The sequence below is a fragment of the Curtobacterium sp. MCLR17_034 genome (assembly GCF_003234485.1).
Taxonomy (GTDB): Bacteria; Actinomycetota; Actinomycetes; order Actinomycetales; family Microbacteriaceae; genus Curtobacterium; species Curtobacterium flaccumfaciens.
Window position 1 is genome coordinate 66,985 of record NZ_QKTH01000016.1, and the last position, 17,509, is coordinate 84,493.

Consider the following 17,509-nt stretch of genomic DNA (forward strand, 5'->3'; position numbering starts at 1 on the left):
GCATCCGGCAGGTCCGGGTGGCTCTCGGTCGACGCTACCGCCCGGCCGCCTGAGCGGTCACCCGGAGCCGGTCCACCGCGCCGAGCACGTCGTCCGCGGTCACGGCCAGGATCGCCGGATCCGGGTCCTCGGCGAAGACGTCGCCGCGACGGACCGAGGCGTCGGTGAGCACGATGTGCGGACCGGTCGACGGCGGGCCCCACGCCTCGGGCGGGGCCGGGCCGAACAGCACGACCGACGGCACCCCGTACGCGGACGCCAGGTGCGCAGCGCCGGTGTCCACCGTGACGACGAGCCGCGCCGCGGCGATCACCGCGGCGAAGGCCTGCAGGTCCAGGGTGCCGGCCAGGACCGCCTCCGGCGCCAGGCCGGCCGCGTCGGCGACGGCACGGGCGCGCACGACGTCGTCCGAGCCTCCTGTCAGGACCACGTCGGCACCGCGCGCCCGGAGCCCGCGCACCACGTCGGCGAAGCGGTCCGTCGGCCAGTGCCGCGCACCGTGGAAGGCACCCACGTGCACGACGGCCGCGTCGGCGACCACCGGCGGCTCGGCGGGGCGGTCGATGTGCACCTCGGTGGCGTCCGCCTGGATGCCGCGCCACGTGAGCAGGTCCGCCCAGCGGTCGCGCTCGTGCACGTCGTCCGGCCACTCCGGGCCCTCGTAGTCGTGGGTCGGGTCGGCGTGCCCGATGACCCGGCGCGGGGCGAGCGCGGCGACGAGGTCCGAGGACTCCGGACCGGCGCCGTGCAGGTTGACGGCGATGTCGACGGCACCGTGCGGCACCGCGATCGGGTGGTCGAGACCGTGCTGGGCCAGGTGGACGTCCACCGCCGGCACGAGTTCGACGACCGGCGCCAGCCACGCCGTGGTGGCCAGGGTGATGCGGTGGTCGGGGAACGCGCGGCGGAGCGCGTGCAATGCGGGGACGGCGACGAGCAGGTCGCCGAGCTTGATGGCACGGAGGACGAGCAGTTCCGGGCGTCCGTCGGGGTCGGGCAGGTTCTCGAGGGCGGTCACCGCCGCGACGGTAGACCCGACACGCTGACGGTCCTGCCGGGCCCGCGCTCCGCGGCTCTTCCTGGGGCGGTCCCCGGCCGGGGACCGGTAGTCACGGAGCATGGCCCTCGCACCGGACCGCGTCATCCGCGGCCTGCTCCTCGACCGCGACGACACCCTCGTGGTGGACGTCCCGTACAACGCCGACCCGCACCTGGTCGTCCCCGTCCCCGGTGCCCGCCGCGCCGTCGACCGGGCGCGTGCCGCCGGGTTGCAGCTCGGCGTCGTCACGAACCAGTCGGTGATCGCGAAGGGCATGGCCACGCGCGAACAGGTCGACGCCACCAACGCCCGGGTCGACGAGCTCGTCGGCCCGTTCGACGTGTGGTGCGTCTGCCCGCACGACGCCGGTGACGACTGTGCCTGCCGGAAGCCCCGGCCCGGGATGGTCCTCGACGCCGCCGAGCGGCTCGGCATCCCGCCGGAGTCGATCGTCGTCGTCGGTGACATCGGCGCCGACGTGCAGGCCGCGCGGAACGCCGGCGCGCAGGGGATCCTCGTGCCCACCCCGCGCACCCGCGCTCAGGAGATCGACGAGGCCGACACCGTCGCCGCGGACCTGCACGAGGCCGTCACCCTGGTGCTCGAGCACGTCGGCAGCGTGGCGGACCGGGCGTGAGCGCCGGTCGGCGTGTCCTCGTCGCCCGGCTCGACTCCTTCGGCGACGTCCTGGTCGCCGGGCCCGCGGTCCGCGCAGCGGCCGCGGGTGCCGCGCACGTGACGATGCTGTGCGGACCGCAGGGGGCGCCGGCCGCCGACCTGCTGCCCGGCATCGACCGGGTGCGGGTGTGGGCGGCACCGTGGGTCACCGAGACCGCACGCCCGATCGACGACGCCCTGCTCGCCGAGTTCCGCGCGCTGGTCGCCGCCGAACAGCCCGACGAGGCCGTCGTCCTGACGTCCTTCCACCAGTCACCCCTGCCCCTCGCGCTGCTCCTGCGCCTGGCCGGGGTCCCCCGGGTCTCCGGCGCCTCGGTCGACCACCCCGGTTCCCTGCTCGACGTGCGGCTGCGCCCCGGCGAGGACCTGCCCGAGGACCTCCCCGAGCCCGAGCGCGCGCTGCGGATCGCCGAGGCGGCCGGGTTCCGGCTGCCACCGGACGACGACGGGAGGCTCGCGGTGCGCCACGACGCCGTCCCGCCTCCGCCCGTGGCCGGCCTCGACCGCTACGTGGTCGTCCACCCCGGAGCCAGCGTCCCGGCACGGTCGTGGCCGGAGTCCCACCACCGTGCGCTCGTCGCCGCCTACGCCGAGCGCGGCGTCCCCGTCGTCGTCACCGGCTCCCCCGGCGAACGCGCACTGACCGCCGCCGTGGCGGGCGACACCGGCATCGACCTCGGCGGCCGCACCAGCCCCGCCGAACTCGCGGCCGTCCTCGCCGCCGCCGAGGTCGTCGTCGTCGGGAACACCGGTCCGGCCCACCTCGCCGCGGCCGTCGGGGCGCCCATCGTGAGTCTGTTCTCGCCGGTCGTCCCCGCCGTGAAGTGGGCGCCGTACGCCCCGCTCGTCGAACTGCTCGGCGACCAGGCCGCACCGTGCCGGCTCAGCCGCGCTCGCGAGTGCCCGGTCCCCGGCCACCCGTGCCTGTCCGGAGTGCGCATCGCGGACGTCCTGGAGGCCCACGAGCGGCTCCTCGACCGCGTTTCGCGGACTGATCGGAGAAGTCTGCGGGGCGGCCCAGAAGGCGCTGCGTAGCGTGCGCCACTGCTTCTCCTGCTCCTTCTCCTGCTGCTCCGGCAGCGGCGGGGACCGAGCCCATCGACACCGACCGGAAGGCCCTGCATGCGGATCCTCGTGTGGCACGTGCACGGCGGCTGGATGGACGCCTTCGTCCGCGGCCCCCACGAGTACCTCATCCCGACCACCCCGGCGCGCGACGCCTGGGGACTCGGCCGCGGCGGGCGCGACTGGCCGGACTCCGCGATCGAGATCGACCCGGCCGACGTCGCCGAGGCCGAGGTCGACGTGGTCGTCCTGCAGCGCACCGAGGAGCTCGAGGAAGCCCGTCGTCTGCTCGGTGGTCGTGACGTCCCGATCGTCTTCGTGGAGCACAACGCCCCCCGGGTCGACGTGCCGAACAGCCTGCACCCGATGCGCGACCGCGACGACCTGACGATCGCGCACGTGACGCACTGGAACGCCCTGATGTGGGACTGCGGCACCACCCGGACCACCGTCGTCGAGCACGGCGTCGTCGACCCCGGCCCGCTGTACACCGGTGCGCTCGAGCGCCTCGGCGTCGTCATCAACGAACCCGTCCGGCGCAACCGTGTCGTCGGCACCGACCTGCTCCCCCGCTTCGCTGAGGTCGCCCCGGTCGACGTCTGGGGCATCGGCAGCGAACGGCTGCCGGAGCTCGGCTTCGGCGACCGCGTGGTCGCGCAGGGCGACGTCAAGGCCGACCCCATGCACGCGGCGCTGGCCGAACGGCGGGCCTACGTGCACCCGAACCGCTGGACCTCGCTCGGCCTGTCGCTCATCGAGTCGATGCACATGGCCATGCCGGTCCTGGTGCTCGCGACGACGGACGCTGCCCGCACGGTCCCCGGTGAGGCCGGGGCGATCGCGACCGACGTCGAGGAGCTGGTGCGGGCCTCCAGGCTGCTGCTGGAGGACCCGGACGAGGCACGCCGACGGGGGCTCGTGGCGCGTGAGGCCGTGCTCGCACGGCACGCGCTCGGTCGGTTCCTGGCCGACTGGGACGACCTGCTCGACGACGCCCTCGCGCGCGGTGCGCGACGGAACCGTGCGGCGGGAGCCGCGCTCGAAGGGAGCCTGCGATGAAGATCGCCATGGTGTCCGAGCACGCGAGTCCGCTCGCCGTGCTCGGCGGGGTCGACGCCGGTGGGCAGAACGTCCACGTCGCCGAACTGTCCGGTGCACTGGCCGACCGCGGCCACCACGTGACCGTCTACACGCGACGCGACGACGCATCGCAGCCCGTCCGCGTGCCCCTGCGCCCCGGCGTGGACGTCGTGCACGTCGACGCCGGTCCCGCGCGTGCCGTGCCGAAGGACGAGCTGTTCCCGTTCATGGGGACGTTCGCGTCGGTACTCGCCGCCGAGTGGTTCCTCGACCGTCCCGACGTGGTGCACGCGCACTTCTGGATGTCGGGCCACGCCGCCCTGGACGCCGTGACGCAGGTGCAGGCCCGGACCGGTGGCGTGCGGATCCCGGTGGTGCAGACCTTCCACGCTCTGGGTGTCGTGAAGCGCCGGCACCAGGGTGCCGCGGACACCAGCCCGGCCGAGCGCGAGTGGGTCGAACCCGCCGTCGGCCGGAGCGTCGACCAGGTCGTCGCGACGTGCTCGGACGAGGCGTTCGAGCTCAAGGCCCTCGGTGTCCCGCTGCACCGCATCTCCGTGGTGCCGTGCGGCGTCGACGTGTCGCTCTTCCGTCCGGACGGCCCCGTCGAGCAGCGCGATCGTCCGCTCCGGGTGCTCACCGCCTCACGACTCGTGCAGCGGAAGGGCGTCGGGACGACGATCGCCGCACTCGCCGCGCTGGTCGAACAGGGCCGTGACGTCGAGCTCGTCGTCGTGGGCGGTGCCGGTGTCGCCGGCGCCGACCTGGTGGACGACCCCGAGTACCAGCGCCTCGACGCACTCGCCCGGTCGCTCGGCGTGCGCGACCACGTGACCTTCCGCGGGCAGCTCGGGCAGCACGACATGCCCGCCGTCTACCGCAGCGCCGACGTCGTCGTCTGCGCCCCCTGGTACGAGCCGTTCGGCATCGTGCCGCTCGAGGCGATGGCCTGCGGCCGCCCGGTGGTCGCGTCGAGCGTCGGCGGGCTCATCGACACCGTCGTCGAGGACGCCACCGGCCTGCACGTGCCGCCGCGCGACGAGACCGCGGTCGCCGAGGCCGTCGGCGCACTGCTCGACGACCCGGAGCGCCGCGAGGCGTACGGCCGTGCTGGTCGACAGCGCGCCGAGTCCCGCTACACGTGGCAGAAGGTCGCGGCCGACAGTGAACGCGTCTACGAGCGCCTGCTCGCCGGCGCGACCTCGTCCGCCAGCACCACCGGGCCCGCCGCCGGCCGCTCGCGCACCACCCACGCCGGCCGGGTCACCCGCGCCGCGCAGTCGACGGAGAGGACCGCACGATGACCATCGACCAGCAGACCGGGATCGAGGACCGCGCCGTCACGGACAGCGCCCGCGTCGTCGTCGACCACGTCGCGGCGTCGGTCCCCGTGATCGCCTCCCTCGTCGACCACCGGGACCACATCGCCGAGTGGGCGGACGACATCGCCGGGCGGCTCGTCGCCGGGCGTCGGCTGCTCGCCGCGGGCAACGGCGGCTCGGCTGCCGAGGCGCAGCACCTGACGTCCGAACTCACCGGCCGCTTCGAGGGCGACCGGCCCGCGTACTCGGCCATCTCGCTGCACGCCGAGACCTCTGCCGTGACCGCCATCGGGAACGACTACGGCTACGACCAGGTGTTCGCACGGCAGGTGTCGGCGCACGCCCGTGCCGGTGACGTCCTCGTGCTGCTGTCGACGAGCGGCAAGAGCCCGAACCTGCTGCGGGCCGCCGAGGCCGCACGTGCCGTGGGCGCCCGCTCCCTCGCGCTGACCGGCTCCGGACCGAACCCGCTCGCCGACCTGGTCGACGACGCGATCTGCATCGAGGGGCCGTCCGCCAACGTGCAGGAGGCGCAGCTCGTCCTGGTGCACGCGCTCTGCAAGGCCATGGAGCCGACGCTGCGTCGCGGGGGCCGTCGATGAGCGGGCCCGCTGCAGTCGCACCGCGTTCCGGTGCCGCCGGTGGCCGGGCCGCCGGACCGCGCTTCCGCATCGCCGTCGTCGGCGACACCCTGCTCGACGTCGACGTGTCCGGCACGAGCGAGCGCCTGAGCCCCGACGCCCCCGTCCCCGTGGTGGACGTCGCCACCGACGACCGCCGTGCCGGTGGTGCCGGGCTCGTCGCGACCATGCTCGCCCGCGACGGCCACGACGTCACCCTGGTCACCGTCCTGAGCGACGACGGCCGTGCCCAGGAGATCCGCGACCTGCTCCCCGACGTCACGATCGTCGCCGGACCATCCGGCGTCCCGACCCCCGTGAAGACCCGCGTGCGCGTCGTCGACCACGCCCTCGTCCGGATCGACGAGGGCTGCGCGACCCCGCCCGTGCCCGAGGCCACCGACGCGATGACCGCCGCCCTCGACGGCGTCGACGCGATCGTCGTCGCCGACTACGGCCGCGGGGTCGCCGCTGCCCCGGCCCTCCGTGAGGCCCTCACCCGTGCGGCCGAGCGCCTGCCGGTGGTCTGGGACCCGCACCCCAAGGGCGCCGCCCCCGTCCCCGGCACCACCGTCGCCACCCCGAACGCGGCCGAGGCACGACGCTTCACCGACGTCGAGGGACACGGTGTGCCCTTCGCGACGGTCGCCGCCGCCCGGCTCGTCGAGCAGTGGCAGGCCGGCGCCGTCGCCGTGACGATGGGTGACCGCGGCGCGCTGCTCGCCGACGCCCAGGGCGACAGCCGCTTCGTGCCGGCTCCGTCCGTCAGCGCCGGGGACCCTTGCGGTGCCGGCGACCGGCTCGCCGCGGGCGTCGCCGTCGCACTGGCCTCGGGGGCGGACGTCCCCGACGCCGTCTCCGCCGGCGTGGTCGCCGCGTCCGAGTACCTGGCCGCCGGTGGCGTCACCGCGCTCTTCGCCGACGACGGCCCCGCGCCGCTCGCAGTCCCCGGGGCCGACCGGGACGCCATGCGCCTGGTGCACGACGTCCGGAGCGCCGGCGGCACCGTCGTCGCGACCGGAGGCTGCTTCGACCTGCTGCACGCCGGGCACGCCCGCACCCTGTCGGCCGCCCGTGCACTCGGCGACTGCCTGGTCGTGTGCCTCAACTCGGACTCGTCAGTTCGCGCCCTGAAGGGCCCGGACCGGCCGATCATGACCCAGGACGACCGGGTCGAGCTGCTCCTGGCACTCGACTGCGTCGACGCCGTCGTGGTGTTCGACGAGTCCACCCCCGACGAGGCCCTGCGCCGCTTCCGTCCGGACGTCTGGGCGAAGGGCGGCGACTACACCGCGAGCGAACTGCCCGAGACGGCGACCCTCGCCGAGTGGGGTGGCCGCGTCGTCACCGTGCCGTTCCACCCGGGCCGCTCGACCACCCGGCTCGCCGCCGCGATCGAACGCGTCGGCTGAGCGTCCGCTCGCCGTCCCACACCCGCTCGACCACTTCCCGCTCCACTACGCAAAGGACATCCATGCCCGTCCCCACCACCCCCATCGGCCGCGTCCTCGTCACCGGCGGCGCCTCCGGACTCGGCGCCGCCGTCGTGGCCGCCGTCACCGAGGCCGGCGGCACCCCGATCGTCCTCGACCTGCGGATCGACGCCGTCCCCGAGGGCGTCGACGCCGTCGCCGTGGACGTCTCGGACACCGACGCCGTCGAGCAGGCGGTCCGTGACGCCGCCGAGCGGCACGGTGGCCTCGACGCCGTCGTCACCGCCGCGGGCATCGACACCCCCGCCCCGATCGACGCGATCTCGTCCGGCAAGTGGGAGCAGATCGTCGGCGTCAACCTGATCGGCACCGCCTCGACCGTGCGCGCCGCCCTTCCCGCCCTCGAGGCCACGCACGGCCGCGTGGTCACGATCTCGTCGTCGCTCGCCCTGCGCGGCGTCGGGGACGGCACCGCGTACTCGGCGTCGAAGTTCGGCGTCCGCGGCTTCTCGCAGGCGCTGGCCGCCGAGACCGCCGGTCGCATCGGCGTGACCAACATCATCCCCGCCGGGATGCGGACGAACTTCTTCGCCGACCGGACCGAGCAGTACAAGCCGGGGCCGGACGCGCAGCTCATCGAGCCGGAGTACGTCGCGAACTCGATCATCTTCGCGCTGTCGCAGCCAGCCGGCTGTGAGATCCGCGAGCTGTCGATCATGCCGGCGACGGAGCCGAGCTGGCCGTAGTCGCTCGCCGCTGACGGACGGGAGGCGCGGTGCCGGCTGGCACCGCGCCTCCCGTGCGTGCGTGTGTGGTGGGTCCCGTGCACGGTGCGCGGTGCGTCGCCTGGTGCAGCGTTGACGGCTGGGTGCGCGCTTGCAGCGCCGCACGCAGCGGTGAACCGCGCACGGGGTGACGGCGCGCGCACGGTGCGGCCGGGAGGCGCGTTGCGGGCTGGCAGCGGGCCTCCCGTCCGGCGTCGGGTCGCGTTCCCTGCACGGTGCGCGGTGCGTCGCCTGGTGCAGCGTTGACGGCTGGGTGCGCGCTTCCAGCGCCGCACGCAGCGGTGCACCGCGCACGGGGCGACAGCGTGCGCACGGTGCGGCCGGGAGGCGCGTTGCGGGCTGGCAGCGGGCCTCCCGTCCGGCGTCGGGTCGCGTTCCGTGCACGGTGCGCGGTGCGTCGCCTGGTGCAGCGTTGACGGCTGGGTGCGCGCTTGCAGCGCCGCACGCAGCGGTGAACCGCGCACGGGGTGACGGCGTGCGCACGAGACCGAAGCTCGCACGGTGCGAGGCTCGTCAGAGCGTGCGGAGCAGGTCCTCGACGTCGGCGAGGACGGCCTCCGGCTCGACCTGGTCCACGTAGGACGGGTCGTGCTCGCACCGCTCGGCGGTCCAGCCGACCTGGGTGACGTCAGTGCCGCACACCGGGCACTGCGTCACGAAGGACAGGTGCACGCGGTGCCGACCACGGTCGAACGGCCCGGCGTTGATCACGTTGCCGAACCAGAACACCCCGACGGTCGGGGTGCCCACGGCGACGGCGAGGTGCCGTGGGCCGGAGTCGTCGCCGACCATGACGTCGGCGGCGGCGAGGACGTCGGGCAGTTCACGCAGCGGCAGGGACCCGGTGAGGTCGTGCACGCGTCCCCGTAGCTCGGGCGGCAGTGACGCGACGATGGCGGACGACGCCGGCACGTCCGAGTCGTCACCCACGAGCACCACGTCGTCCCCGGCGGCGAGCCGGGCACGGGCGACCTCGGCGAAGCGCGAGGGGCTCCAGCGGCGACGCGGGTCGGTGGCGCCGGGGTGGATCGCGACGAGTCGTCCCAGGACGGCGAGGCGCTGCCGGACCCCGGCCCGCGCGGCCTCGGGGACGTGCAGGCGGGGGTCGAGGGTGACCGGTTCGGCGCCGGCGAGCGAGGCCACCTCGAGTGCTCGGACGACCTCGTGCTGGTAGTAGACGTAGCGGACCCAGCGCTCCAGGACCTCGGCGTCCTCGGTGGCGGTGCCCACGGTGTGACGGGCGCCGAGCCGGAGCAGGAACGGGTTCGAGTTCCGGCCGCCGCCGTGCACCTGCACCGCGAGGTCGAAGCGCCCGTGCAGCCGCTCGAAGAAGTCCTGCTCGGTCGGTGCGCCCTCGCCGGAGTCCCGGACGCCGGGCACGACGGGGAGCTCCTCGAAGGCGTGCACGGCCTCGGTGCGGCCCTCGAGCACCGGCCGCGCCGAGGGCGCCCCGAGCAGCGTGATCCGGGCCCCGGGGTACGCGGCGGCCAGGGCCTCGACCGCCGGGAGGGCGAACATCAGGTCGCCCAGTCCCCCGCCGCGGAGCACCGCGATCTCGCTGACACCGTCGAACCGTTCTCCGCCCACACCGATCTGTTGCACAGCTCCACGTCTACCGGTCGGACCCGTCCGGACGCCCAGCAGCGCCCCGGATGGACGAGAAGCGCGATGCCGTGACCGCACACAGCGGAGCACGAGCACCGTGTGAGGCCCCGCCCGCCTCCGGAAGGACCCCATGACGATCGCACCCCCCGCCGCCGACGACCTCGTGGTGACCGACCCCGTGAACGGATCGATCGCGTCCACCGTGCGCCGCTCGACCGAGGACGACGTCCGCAACGCCGTCGCTCGCGCCCGTGCCGCTGCCGGTGCCTGGGCCCGGACCGCGCCGGCCGAGCGCGGTGCCCTGCTGCACGCCGCGGCCGAGCACCTCCGTGCGCACGCGCAGGAGCTGGCGGACCTGAACACCCGCGAGACCGGCAAGGTGCCCGGCGACGCCCTCGGTGGGGTCGAGGCCGGCATCGGCACGCTCGTGCAGTACGCCGAGCTCGGGCCGGTGCACCGCGGTGAGGCCCTGCGCGGGCAGTTCGGTGCCGCCGACTGGTCGGTGCCGCACCCGCGCGGCGTGGTGCTCGCCCTGACGCCGTGGAACGACCCGGTCGCCGTGGCCTGCGGGATCCTCGGCGCAGCGATCGTCACCGGCAACACCGTGGTGCACAAGGGCAGCGAACGCTGCCCGGCGACCTTCGCCCGACTCAACGCGCTGCTCGCCGAGGTCCTGCCGGACGGCGTGCTCATCGGGGTCGACGGCGACGCGACCACCGGCGAGCTGCTCTTGGCGCAGGAGGGCATCGACGTCTACGCGCACGTCGGGTCGACCGCGACCGGCGACCGCCTGAGCGAGGTGGCCGCGACCACCCGCGCCCACGTCATCCGCGAGAACGGCGGCAACGACCCGGTCATCGTCGACGCCGACGTCGACCCGGAGTGGGCCGCCGCACAGGTCGCCCTCGGCGCGTTCGCGAACACCGGCCAGATCTGCACCAGCGTCGAGCGGGTGTACGTGCACCAGGACGTCGCCGAGCCCTTCGTCGCCGCGCTCGTCGCCGAGGCGGAGCGCCGCACGGCCGCACCCGCCGCCGAGTTCGGGCCGCTCGTGGACGACCGGCTGCGCGAGCTCGTGCAGCACCACGTCGACGACGCGATCGCCCGCGGCGCCTCGGCCCGGACCGGTGGCGTCACGCCCGGCGGGCTCGGATCGTTCTACCCGGCGACCGTCCTGACCGACTGCACGGACGACATGCTCGTGCTGACCGAGGAGACCTTCGGCCCGATCGCCCCGGTGCGCGTCGTGTCGGACTTCGCGGAGGGCCTCCGGCTCGCCGCGGCCGACCGCTACGGCCTCGCGGCCACCGTGCTGACGAACGACACCGCGCACGCGCTCCGCGCCGCGGCCGAACTGCCCGTCGGCACCGTCAAGGTGAACGCCGTGTTCGGTGGCGCTCCGGGCGGCAGCGCCCAGCCCCGCGGCGCCTCGGGCGCCGGGTTCGGGTACGGCCCGCACCTGCTCGACGAGATGACGACCACGACGGTGGTGCACCTCGAGGCCGCACCGCCGCGCCGCACCGCCGAGCCGTCGACGGCAGCAGACCGCAGCAGCGCAGCCACAAACAGCACCGCAGCCACCATCGGCACCGCGACCGACACCGGCCCCGCAGCCGCTGCCGGCGCCACCGCCGGCAGCGCCGACACCGTGGGAGGCACCCGATGACCGCCGACGTCCGGCTGGTCCGTGACCTCGTCGCCACGATCGACGACCGCGAACCCCTCGTCGTCGTCATCGGCGACTGCATCCTGGACCGCTGGACCGTCGGCGAGGCCGAGCGGGTCTCCCGAGAAGCCCCTGCCCCCGTCGTCCGCGTCACCGAGACCATCGCGGTGCCGGGCGGTGCGGCGAACACGGCCGTGAACGCCCGCGCCCTCGGCGCCCGGGTCCGCATGGTCGGGCTCATCGGTGACGACGAGGCCGGTGACGTCCTGCGCCAGCGGCTCGAGGCAGCCGGCGTCGACACGTCGTTCCTGGTCGAGATCCCCGGCGCCCGCACCACGACGAAGTCGCGCGTGGTCGGCGGTGACCGCGTGGTGGTCCGGGTCGACGAGCTCGCCGCGACCCCGACCGCCGAGCACGGCGAACGCCTCGCCCGCTCGGTGGCCCGTGCCGTCCGGTGCGCCGACGCCGCCGTGGTGTGCGACTACGGCCTGGGCGTCCGCTCCGAGGACGTCGTGCCGATGCTCGACCGTGACCGCCCCGGCGCCGTCGTGGTCGACGCGCACGACCTGACCCGCTGGGCCGCGCTGCACCCCGACCTCGTCACGCCGAACGCCGGTGAGACAGCCGCGCTGCTCGGCACGGAGCTCGGCACCGGCGCGGACCGCGTCGGCACCGTCGTCGCGGCCCGTGCCGACGTGCTCGCCCGCAGTGGGGCCCGGGCCGCGGTGGTCACGCTCGACCGCGACGGCACCGTGCTGCTCGAGCCCGGCTCCGACCAGGGGTTCCGCACGCGTGCGACGCCCGCCTCGGAGCAGCAGGCCTCCGGTGCCGGCGACACCTTCTGCGCCGCCGCGACCGTCGCCCTCGCCGTGCAGGCACCCCTGCGCGATGCCGTCGCCGTCGCCCAGGCCGCTGCCGACGTCGTGGTCCGCGAGGCCGGCACGTCCGTCTGCACCGCCGCCGCCCTGCTCGACTCGGTGACCGCGCCGGCAGCGACCGTCGTCGACCACGACGAGCTCGCCACCGCGGTCGAGGCCGCACGGCAGGCCGGCCGACGCGTGGTCTTCACGAACGGCTGCTTCGACGTCGTGCACCGGGGGCACACCACGTACCTGCGCCAGGCCCGTGACCTCGGCGACCTGCTCGTCGTCGCGCTGAACGACGACGACTCGGTGCGCCGGCTGAAGGGCCCGGAGCGGCCGATCAACCCGGCCGAGGACCGCGCCGGCGTGCTCGCCGCGCTGGCCTGCGTCGACCTGGTCACGGTGTTCGCGACGGACACCCCCATCCCGCTCATCGAGCGGCTGCGCCCCGAGGTCTACGTCAAGGGCGGCGACTACTCCCCCGAGATGCTCACCGAGACCGAGGTCGTGCGCGGCTACGGCGGCGAGGTCGTCATGGTCGACTACGTGCCCGAGCACTCCACCAGCGCCGTCGTGCGCCGGATCCGCGAAGCCGCTGCGCGGCCCGAACCGGACCCGGCACCGTGACCGCCCGCTGGTCCGGGTCCTGGGCGAAGGCCCCCGATCCAGCGGACACGAGCACGGTCGACGTCGACGTGCTCATCCCGACCGTCGGACGGCCGGCCGAGCTCGCCACGACGCTCGCCGGCCTCGCCGCCCAGACCGACGTCGACCTGCGCGTCGTCCTCAGCGACCAGTCCGCGGACGGAGACGCCGCCAGCGCGCCGGCGGTCGCCGCGATGCTCCGCGTCCTGGAGGCGCAGGGCCGGCCCGTCACGCTCCTCACCCACCCGGAACGGCGTGGCCTGGCAGAGCACCGGCAGTTCCTGCTCGACCACGCCGAGGCAGCCGCGGTGCTGTTCCTCGACGACGACGTCTGGCTCGAGCCGGGGTCGATCGCGCGGATGCTCGACGCGCTGCGCACCCTGGGCTGCGGGTTCGTCGGCAGCGCCGTGCAGGGCCTGTCGTACCTGCAGGACCGCCGCCCCCACGAGACCTCGGTGTTCGAGCGGTGGGACGGCCCGGTCGTGCCAGAGGTGGTGCGCCGCGGGACCCCCGGCTTCGACCGCTGGTCGCTGCACAACGCCGCGAACCCGACGCACGTCGCCGCCGACCTCGACCTGCACCCCGGCGAGTGGGTTCCCTACCGCGTCGCGTGGGTCGGTGCCTGCGCGCTCTACGACCGCCGTGCGCTCGAGGAGGTCGGAGGCTTCCGGTTCTGGGACACCCTGCCGCCCGAGCACGCCGGCGAGGACGTCGTCGCGCAGTGGCGGGTGATGGAACGGTTCGGCGGTGCGGGCATCATGCCCTCGGGAGCCGTGCACCTGGAGGCCCCGACCACCGTCGTCGACCGCCGTGTGGACGCACCCGACGTGGTCTTCGCGGACGGGAACGTCATACCGCGGTAGGGGGTGGTCGAGACCGCCGCGGGATGGCCAGCGTGCGTCGGCTCCGTAGCGTCGTCCTCGTCGGCGAGTTCCGTCGGCGGGAGGGAGCACCCCGTGTTCGACCAGATCACCCCGCTCGTCGTCGAGCTGGCCGCGAGTCCGCTCGTCTACGTCGTCCTCTTCGCCCTGTGCCTGGTGGACGGCTTCTTCCCACCGGTGCCGAGCGAGTCCGCGCTGGTCGCGATCGCCGCGATCGCCGCGACGTCCGGACAGCCCGTCCTCGCCGTGGTGCTCGTCGCCGCCGCCCTCGGAGCGATCGCCGGCGACTCGATCGCGTACTGGATCGGGCGCCGGATCGGGTTCGCCCGGCTGGCCCGTTCGAAGCGACCACGGATCGCGGCGGCCTTCGCGTTCGCCGAGCGGCAGATGCAGCGCCGCTCCGCCAGCCTCATCCTCACCGGGCGCTTCATCCCGGTCGGCCGGGTCGCGGTCAACATGACCGCCGGAGCAACACGGCTGTCCTACCGCCGGTTCCTGGCGATCAGCGCGATCGCAGGGCTGGCGTGGTCGGCGGTGTCGATCGGGATCGCCCTGGCCGCGTCGAGCGTGCTGCACGAACCGATCGTCGCCGCCCTGGTGTCGATGGTGGTCGCCGCCGGGCTCGGGATCGCGGTCGACCGGGTGCTCGGTACCATCAGCCGCAGGCGCGAATCCCGCGAAGCCCGCGAAGCCCGCGAAGCCCGCGAAGCCCGCGAATCCCGCGAAGCCCGCGAAGCCCGCGCCGCAGCCGCAGCCACCACAGCCACACCCGCCACCGCCATCGCCATCGCCCCCGAACCCTGCCTCGCCCGAACCGGAGAGACCGCCCGCCCGTGACCGTCGTCCCGAAGCCCCGACCCACCTGGGTCCGGCCAGCCGTGCAGATCGGCTTCGTCGTCGTCGCGGTGTCCCTGTTCGCCGTCGCCGCGCCGGTGACCGCGGTGTTCTACGGCGTCCCCGTGCCGCTCGCGTTGCTCGTGACCGCGGTGCTGTCGGCGAGCATCGGCCTCGCACCGCTCTTCCCCCGCACGGCGTCGGTCGCGCACCTCGTCGCCCTCGCCGGCCTCGGGATCCTGACGGCACCCGGTACCGTCGGGCCCTGGCCGGTCTCCGTCACGAGCATCATCGGCCTGAGCGTGCTGCTCGTCGTGCTGGGCGTCCGCACCACCTGGCGGCTCACCGCGGTGGTCTGGGTCGCGGCGACGCTGCTCACCCTGCTGCTCATCGGCGTGACGCCCGACCGGTGGGGGCAGGTCGACGTCTGGGCGACGAGCTTCGTGGTGAGCGCCGGTGACACCCTCGTCGTGGCCGCCGCTGCGGTCGTGATCGGGCAGCGCCGGAGCGTGCGTGAGGAGCTCGCCGCCGCCCGCCGGGACACCGAGCTCGAGCAGGCACGACGTCGGACGGTCGAGGAGCGCTCACGGATCGCCCGTGAGCTCCACGACGTCGTCGCCCACAGCATGTCCGTCGTGCACATGCAGGCCGAGTCCGCCCCGTACCGCGTCGCGGACCTGCCACCGGACGCCCGCACCGAGTTCGCCGCGATCGCCGAGACCTCGCGCACCGCCCTGCGGGAGATGCGGCAGCTGCTCGGCACGCTGCTTGGCGACGCCGACGCCGAGCGCGCACCGCAGCCGCGGCTCGCCGACCTGCCCGCACTGGTGCAGGCCACCCGCGCGGCCGGCATCCCCGTCGAACTCCGACTCGACGAGGGGCTCGACCCGGACCGCGACGACGTCGACCGGCTCGCACAGCTCACCGTGTACCGGGTCGTGCAGGAGGCACTCGGCAACGTCGCCCGGCACGCGCCCGGTGCGACCACCGTGGTGACGGTCGGGAGGCACGGGTCGGCCCTCACGGTCGAGGTCGCCAACACCGCGCCACCGGTCGGCAGCGTGCCCGGTGCGCCGCCGGACGACGGCGGCTTCGGTCTGGCGGGCATGCGCGAGCGGGTCGCCGCGCTCCGCGGCACCATCGACCACGGACCGGACCCGGACGGCGGCTTCCGCGTCGCCGTCAGTCTGCCCACCCGGCCCACCGCGACCACGTCGCAGCCGACGGCCGACGGGGGAACGCGATGACGCGGGTGATGGTGGTCGACGACCAGCAGATGTTCCGTGTCGGACTGCGGGCGATCCTCCAGGCCCAGGACGACGTCGAGGTCGTCGGCGAGGCCGCGAACGGTGCCGAGGCGGTCGCCATGGCGATCCGGCTCCGGCCGGACGTGATCCTGATGGACGTCCGGATGCCGGAGCTCGACGGGATCGAGGCGACCCGGCGGATCACCGCGGCGCCCGCGGAGTCGCCCGTCCGCGTGGTGATGCTCACGACGTTCGACATCGACGACTACGTGTTCGACGCGCTCCATGCCGGGGCGAGCGGGTTCCTGCTCAAGGACGCGAGCGCCGAGGAGCTCGTGCAGGCCGTGCGGACCGTCGCGGCCGGCGACTCCCTGCTCGCCCCGAGGGTGACCCGGCACCTCGTCGAGGCCTTCGTCGCCGGTCCGCAGCCGGCGGCCCCGCGGACCGAGGTGCTCGACGTGCTGACCGACCGGGAGCGGGACGTGTTCCTGCTGATGGCGCGGGGGCGGTCGAACGGCGAGATCGCGGCGGAGCTGTTCATCGCCGAGCAGACCGTGAAGACCCACGTCGGCCGGGTCCTGGCGAAGCTGCAGCTGCGGGACCGGGTGCACGCCGTCGTGCTGGCGTACGAGAGCGGGCTGATCACGCCGTCCGCGTGAGGTGCGGGCCCGGAGCGCGACCCGAGACGGACGGGAGGCCCGGTGCCAGCTGGCACCGGGCCTCCCGTCAGAGGTGTGGTCGCGACTCAGGCGGCGAGGTGCGCCTGCAGGAACCAGCGGTCCTTGGTCAGCGCGCGCTCGATCTCGATCGCGACGTCCTGGCTGTTGAGGTCGACCTCGTCGAGGCCGTCGACCGCACGGCGGACCTGCAGCAGGGCGGCGTCGATCTGTGCGATCACCTCGGTGATGGTGACGTCGGAGTTCTGGAAGCCCTGCGACAGCGGCGGCAGGGTGGTGTTCGCGGCGACGGTCGCGATGCGCGAGTCGACCGGCAGGCCGAGGGCGACGATGCGCTCCGCAGCCTTGTCCGCGTAGTCCTGCGCGTGCTCGACGATCTCGTCGAGGAGCTCGTGCACACCGACGAAGTTGCGGCCACGGACGTGCCAGTGGGCCTGCTTGCCGTTGACGACGAGCGCCTCGAGGTCGATGACGACGGGGGCGAGGAACTGGGCGACCCCGGCTGCGAGCTCCGGCGTGGTCGAGAACGGGGACGTGGTGCTCGGGGTGGTGGTGCTGCTCTGCGTGGTCATGGCACAACCATGCCCCCGTCTTTTGCACATTGCAAGGAAGAGCAGGCTGCCCTTACCCGCCGTACTCGACCTGGACCTGCTGGCCGGCGTCGGTGAGCTCGAGCTGCACCATGGACCGAGCGCGCTCGATCCACGGGCTGTCCGCGCACCCGATCCACACCGAGGTGCGGGGCTCGCAGCCCGTCACGCACCACTCGGCGGCCCACCCGGTCAGGGCGTGTGCCAGCGCTTCGCCGTGGTCCGCGAAGACCAGCGGAGCGACAGCCGAGCTGCGGGCGCTCCGGACCAGCCAGGTCACGGTGACGCGCGGCGGGGCCGGCAGGATGCGGATCTGCTCGTCGAGGGCGACCTCGACGAACACCTGCCCGTACGCGTTCTCGGGGAGTTCCTCGAGCTGGCGGTGGATCTCGACGAGGTCCTCGGCACCGCCCGCGATGAGGATGCGTTCGCTGGGCTGTCGCCGGGTCCGTGCCATGTGGCAACGGTAAGGGAAGCCT

General features: G+C 74.6%; 17 protein-coding genes. 13 read left to right on the forward strand and 4 right to left on the reverse strand.

From position 1 onward, the window contains the following. Positions 1-34: 34 nt before the first annotated feature. Entirely contained in the window at positions 35-1,018 is a 984-nt protein-coding gene (locus tag DEI98_RS14660) for a glycosyltransferase family 9 protein (RefSeq protein ID WP_111101138.1), read from the reverse strand. Positions 1,019-1,118: 100 nt separating this feature from the next. On the opposite strand from DEI98_RS14660, the gene DEI98_RS14665 reads away from it, so the two are divergent. The 7 genes from DEI98_RS14665 (at position 1,119) to DEI98_RS14695 (ending at position 7,983) form a co-directional block, all read left to right on the forward strand. Next, positions 1,119-1,676 carry an HAD-IIIA family hydrolase gene (locus DEI98_RS14665; protein WP_111101139.1) on the forward strand — a complete coding sequence of 186 codons (558 nt, stop codon included), beginning with the start codon at positions 1,119-1,121 and terminating at the stop codon, positions 1,674-1,676. After that, positions 1,673-2,752 carry a glycosyltransferase family 9 protein gene (locus tag DEI98_RS14670; RefSeq protein WP_111101140.1) on the forward strand — a complete coding sequence of 360 codons (1,080 nt, stop codon included), beginning with the start codon at positions 1,673-1,675 and terminating at the stop codon, positions 2,750-2,752. Before DEI98_RS14665 ends, DEI98_RS14670 begins: the two co-directional genes overlap by 4 nt. 87 nt (positions 2,753-2,839) lie before the next feature. Then, positions 2,840-3,841 carry a glycosyltransferase gene (locus tag DEI98_RS14675; RefSeq protein ID WP_111101141.1) on the forward strand — a complete coding sequence of 334 codons (1,002 nt, stop codon included), beginning with the start codon at positions 2,840-2,842 and terminating at the stop codon, positions 3,839-3,841. Then, the gene (locus tag DEI98_RS14680) at positions 3,838-5,166 is read left to right on the forward strand and encodes a glycosyltransferase (protein ID WP_111046034.1); all 1,329 of its coding nucleotides are present in this window, start codon (positions 3,838-3,840) and stop codon (positions 5,164-5,166) included. The genes DEI98_RS14675 and DEI98_RS14680 overlap by 4 nt, the downstream gene beginning before the upstream one ends. Continuing rightward, the gene (locus tag DEI98_RS14685; protein ID WP_110863760.1) at positions 5,163-5,786 is read left to right on the forward strand and encodes an SIS domain-containing protein; all 624 of its coding nucleotides are present in this window, start codon (positions 5,163-5,165) and stop codon (positions 5,784-5,786) included. The genes DEI98_RS14680 and DEI98_RS14685 overlap by 4 nt, the downstream gene beginning before the upstream one ends. Next, positions 5,783-7,216 (forward strand): PfkB family carbohydrate kinase, encoded by a 1,434-nt coding sequence (locus DEI98_RS14690; protein WP_258370882.1) that lies wholly within the window; start codon positions 5,783-5,785, stop codon positions 7,214-7,216. Before DEI98_RS14685 ends, DEI98_RS14690 begins: the two co-directional genes overlap by 4 nt. 62 nt (positions 7,217-7,278) lie before the next feature. After that, a complete protein-coding gene (locus DEI98_RS14695; RefSeq protein WP_027465581.1) occupies positions 7,279-7,983 on the forward strand; it encodes an SDR family oxidoreductase in 705 nt (234 codons plus the stop codon). Between the two features lie 552 nt (positions 7,984-8,535). Here DEI98_RS14695 and DEI98_RS14700 read toward each other — a convergent pair. After that, positions 8,536-9,624, reverse strand: a complete 1,089-nt coding sequence (locus DEI98_RS14700) for a glycosyltransferase family 9 protein (RefSeq protein ID WP_111101142.1) — start codon at positions 9,622-9,624, stop codon at positions 8,536-8,538. Positions 9,625-9,757: 133 nt separating this feature from the next. On the opposite strand from DEI98_RS14700, the gene DEI98_RS14705 reads away from it, so the two are divergent. The 6 genes from DEI98_RS14705 (at position 9,758) to DEI98_RS14730 (ending at position 16,422) form a co-directional block, all read left to right on the forward strand. Continuing rightward, positions 9,758-11,293 carry an aldehyde dehydrogenase gene (locus DEI98_RS14705; protein WP_111101143.1) on the forward strand — a complete coding sequence of 512 codons (1,536 nt, stop codon included), beginning with the start codon at positions 9,758-9,760 and terminating at the stop codon, positions 11,291-11,293. Beyond that, the gene (gene rfaE2, locus DEI98_RS14710; RefSeq protein ID WP_111101144.1) at positions 11,290-12,783 is read left to right on the forward strand and encodes a D-glycero-beta-D-manno-heptose 1-phosphate adenylyltransferase; all 1,494 of its coding nucleotides are present in this window, start codon (positions 11,290-11,292) and stop codon (positions 12,781-12,783) included. The genes DEI98_RS14705 and rfaE2 overlap by 4 nt, the downstream gene beginning before the upstream one ends. After that, the gene (locus DEI98_RS14715; protein ID WP_071244664.1) at positions 12,780-13,664 is read left to right on the forward strand and encodes a glycosyltransferase family 2 protein; all 885 of its coding nucleotides are present in this window, start codon (positions 12,780-12,782) and stop codon (positions 13,662-13,664) included. Before rfaE2 ends, DEI98_RS14715 begins: the two co-directional genes overlap by 4 nt. A 93-nt stretch (positions 13,665-13,757) precedes the next feature. Then, the gene (locus DEI98_RS14720) at positions 13,758-14,519 is read left to right on the forward strand and encodes a DedA family protein (protein WP_258370883.1); all 762 of its coding nucleotides are present in this window, start codon (positions 13,758-13,760) and stop codon (positions 14,517-14,519) included. Next, entirely contained in the window at positions 14,516-15,763 is a 1,248-nt protein-coding gene (locus tag DEI98_RS14725; protein WP_181438053.1) for a sensor histidine kinase, read from the forward strand. The genes DEI98_RS14720 and DEI98_RS14725 overlap by 4 nt, the downstream gene beginning before the upstream one ends. Then, a complete protein-coding gene (locus tag DEI98_RS14730) occupies positions 15,760-16,422 on the forward strand; it encodes a response regulator transcription factor (RefSeq protein WP_111101146.1) in 663 nt (220 codons plus the stop codon). The genes DEI98_RS14725 and DEI98_RS14730 overlap by 4 nt, the downstream gene beginning before the upstream one ends. A gap of 86 nt (positions 16,423-16,508) precedes the next feature. Here DEI98_RS14730 and DEI98_RS14735 read toward each other — a convergent pair whose 3' ends face one another. Then, a complete protein-coding gene (locus tag DEI98_RS14735; protein WP_071244661.1) occupies positions 16,509-17,012 on the reverse strand; it encodes a Dps family protein in 504 nt (167 codons plus the stop codon). Between the two features lie 52 nt (positions 17,013-17,064). Next, positions 17,065-17,487: an SIP domain-containing protein gene (locus tag DEI98_RS14740; protein ID WP_071244660.1), complete on the reverse strand. Its 423-nt coding sequence runs from the start codon at positions 17,485-17,487 to the stop codon at positions 17,065-17,067. Between the last annotated feature and the right edge of the window lie 22 nt (positions 17,488-17,509).

What these genes read in the sequence shown, in the direction of transcription:
- DEI98_RS14740 (WP_071244660.1), bottom strand. Translation starts at nt 17,487, where the DNA reads ATGGCACGGACCCGGCGACAGCCCAGCGAACGCATCCTCATCGCGGGC.
- DEI98_RS14705 (WP_111101143.1), top strand. Translation starts at nt 9,758, where the DNA reads ATGACGATCGCACCCCCCGCCGCCGACGACCTCGTGGTGACCGACCCC.
- DEI98_RS14695 (WP_027465581.1), top strand. Translation starts at nt 7,279, where the DNA reads ATGCCCGTCCCCACCACCCCCATCGGCCGCGTCCTCGTCACCGGCGGC.
- DEI98_RS14685 (WP_110863760.1), top strand. Translation starts at nt 5,163, where the DNA reads ATGACCATCGACCAGCAGACCGGGATCGAGGACCGCGCCGTCACGGAC.
- rfaE2 (WP_111101144.1), top strand. Translation starts at nt 11,290, where the DNA reads ATGACCGCCGACGTCCGGCTGGTCCGTGACCTCGTCGCCACGATCGAC.
- DEI98_RS14735 (WP_071244661.1), bottom strand. Translation starts at nt 17,012, where the DNA reads ATGACCACGCAGAGCAGCACCACCACCCCGAGCACCACGTCCCCGTTC.
- DEI98_RS14675 (WP_111101141.1), top strand. Translation starts at nt 2,840, where the DNA reads ATGCGGATCCTCGTGTGGCACGTGCACGGCGGCTGGATGGACGCCTTC.
- DEI98_RS14730 (WP_111101146.1), top strand. Translation starts at nt 15,760, where the DNA reads ATGACGCGGGTGATGGTGGTCGACGACCAGCAGATGTTCCGTGTCGGA.
- DEI98_RS14665 (WP_111101139.1), top strand. Translation starts at nt 1,119, where the DNA reads ATGGCCCTCGCACCGGACCGCGTCATCCGCGGCCTGCTCCTCGACCGC.
- DEI98_RS14690 (WP_258370882.1), top strand. Translation starts at nt 5,783, where the DNA reads ATGAGCGGGCCCGCTGCAGTCGCACCGCGTTCCGGTGCCGCCGGTGGC.
- DEI98_RS14680 (WP_111046034.1), top strand. Translation starts at nt 3,838, where the DNA reads ATGAAGATCGCCATGGTGTCCGAGCACGCGAGTCCGCTCGCCGTGCTC.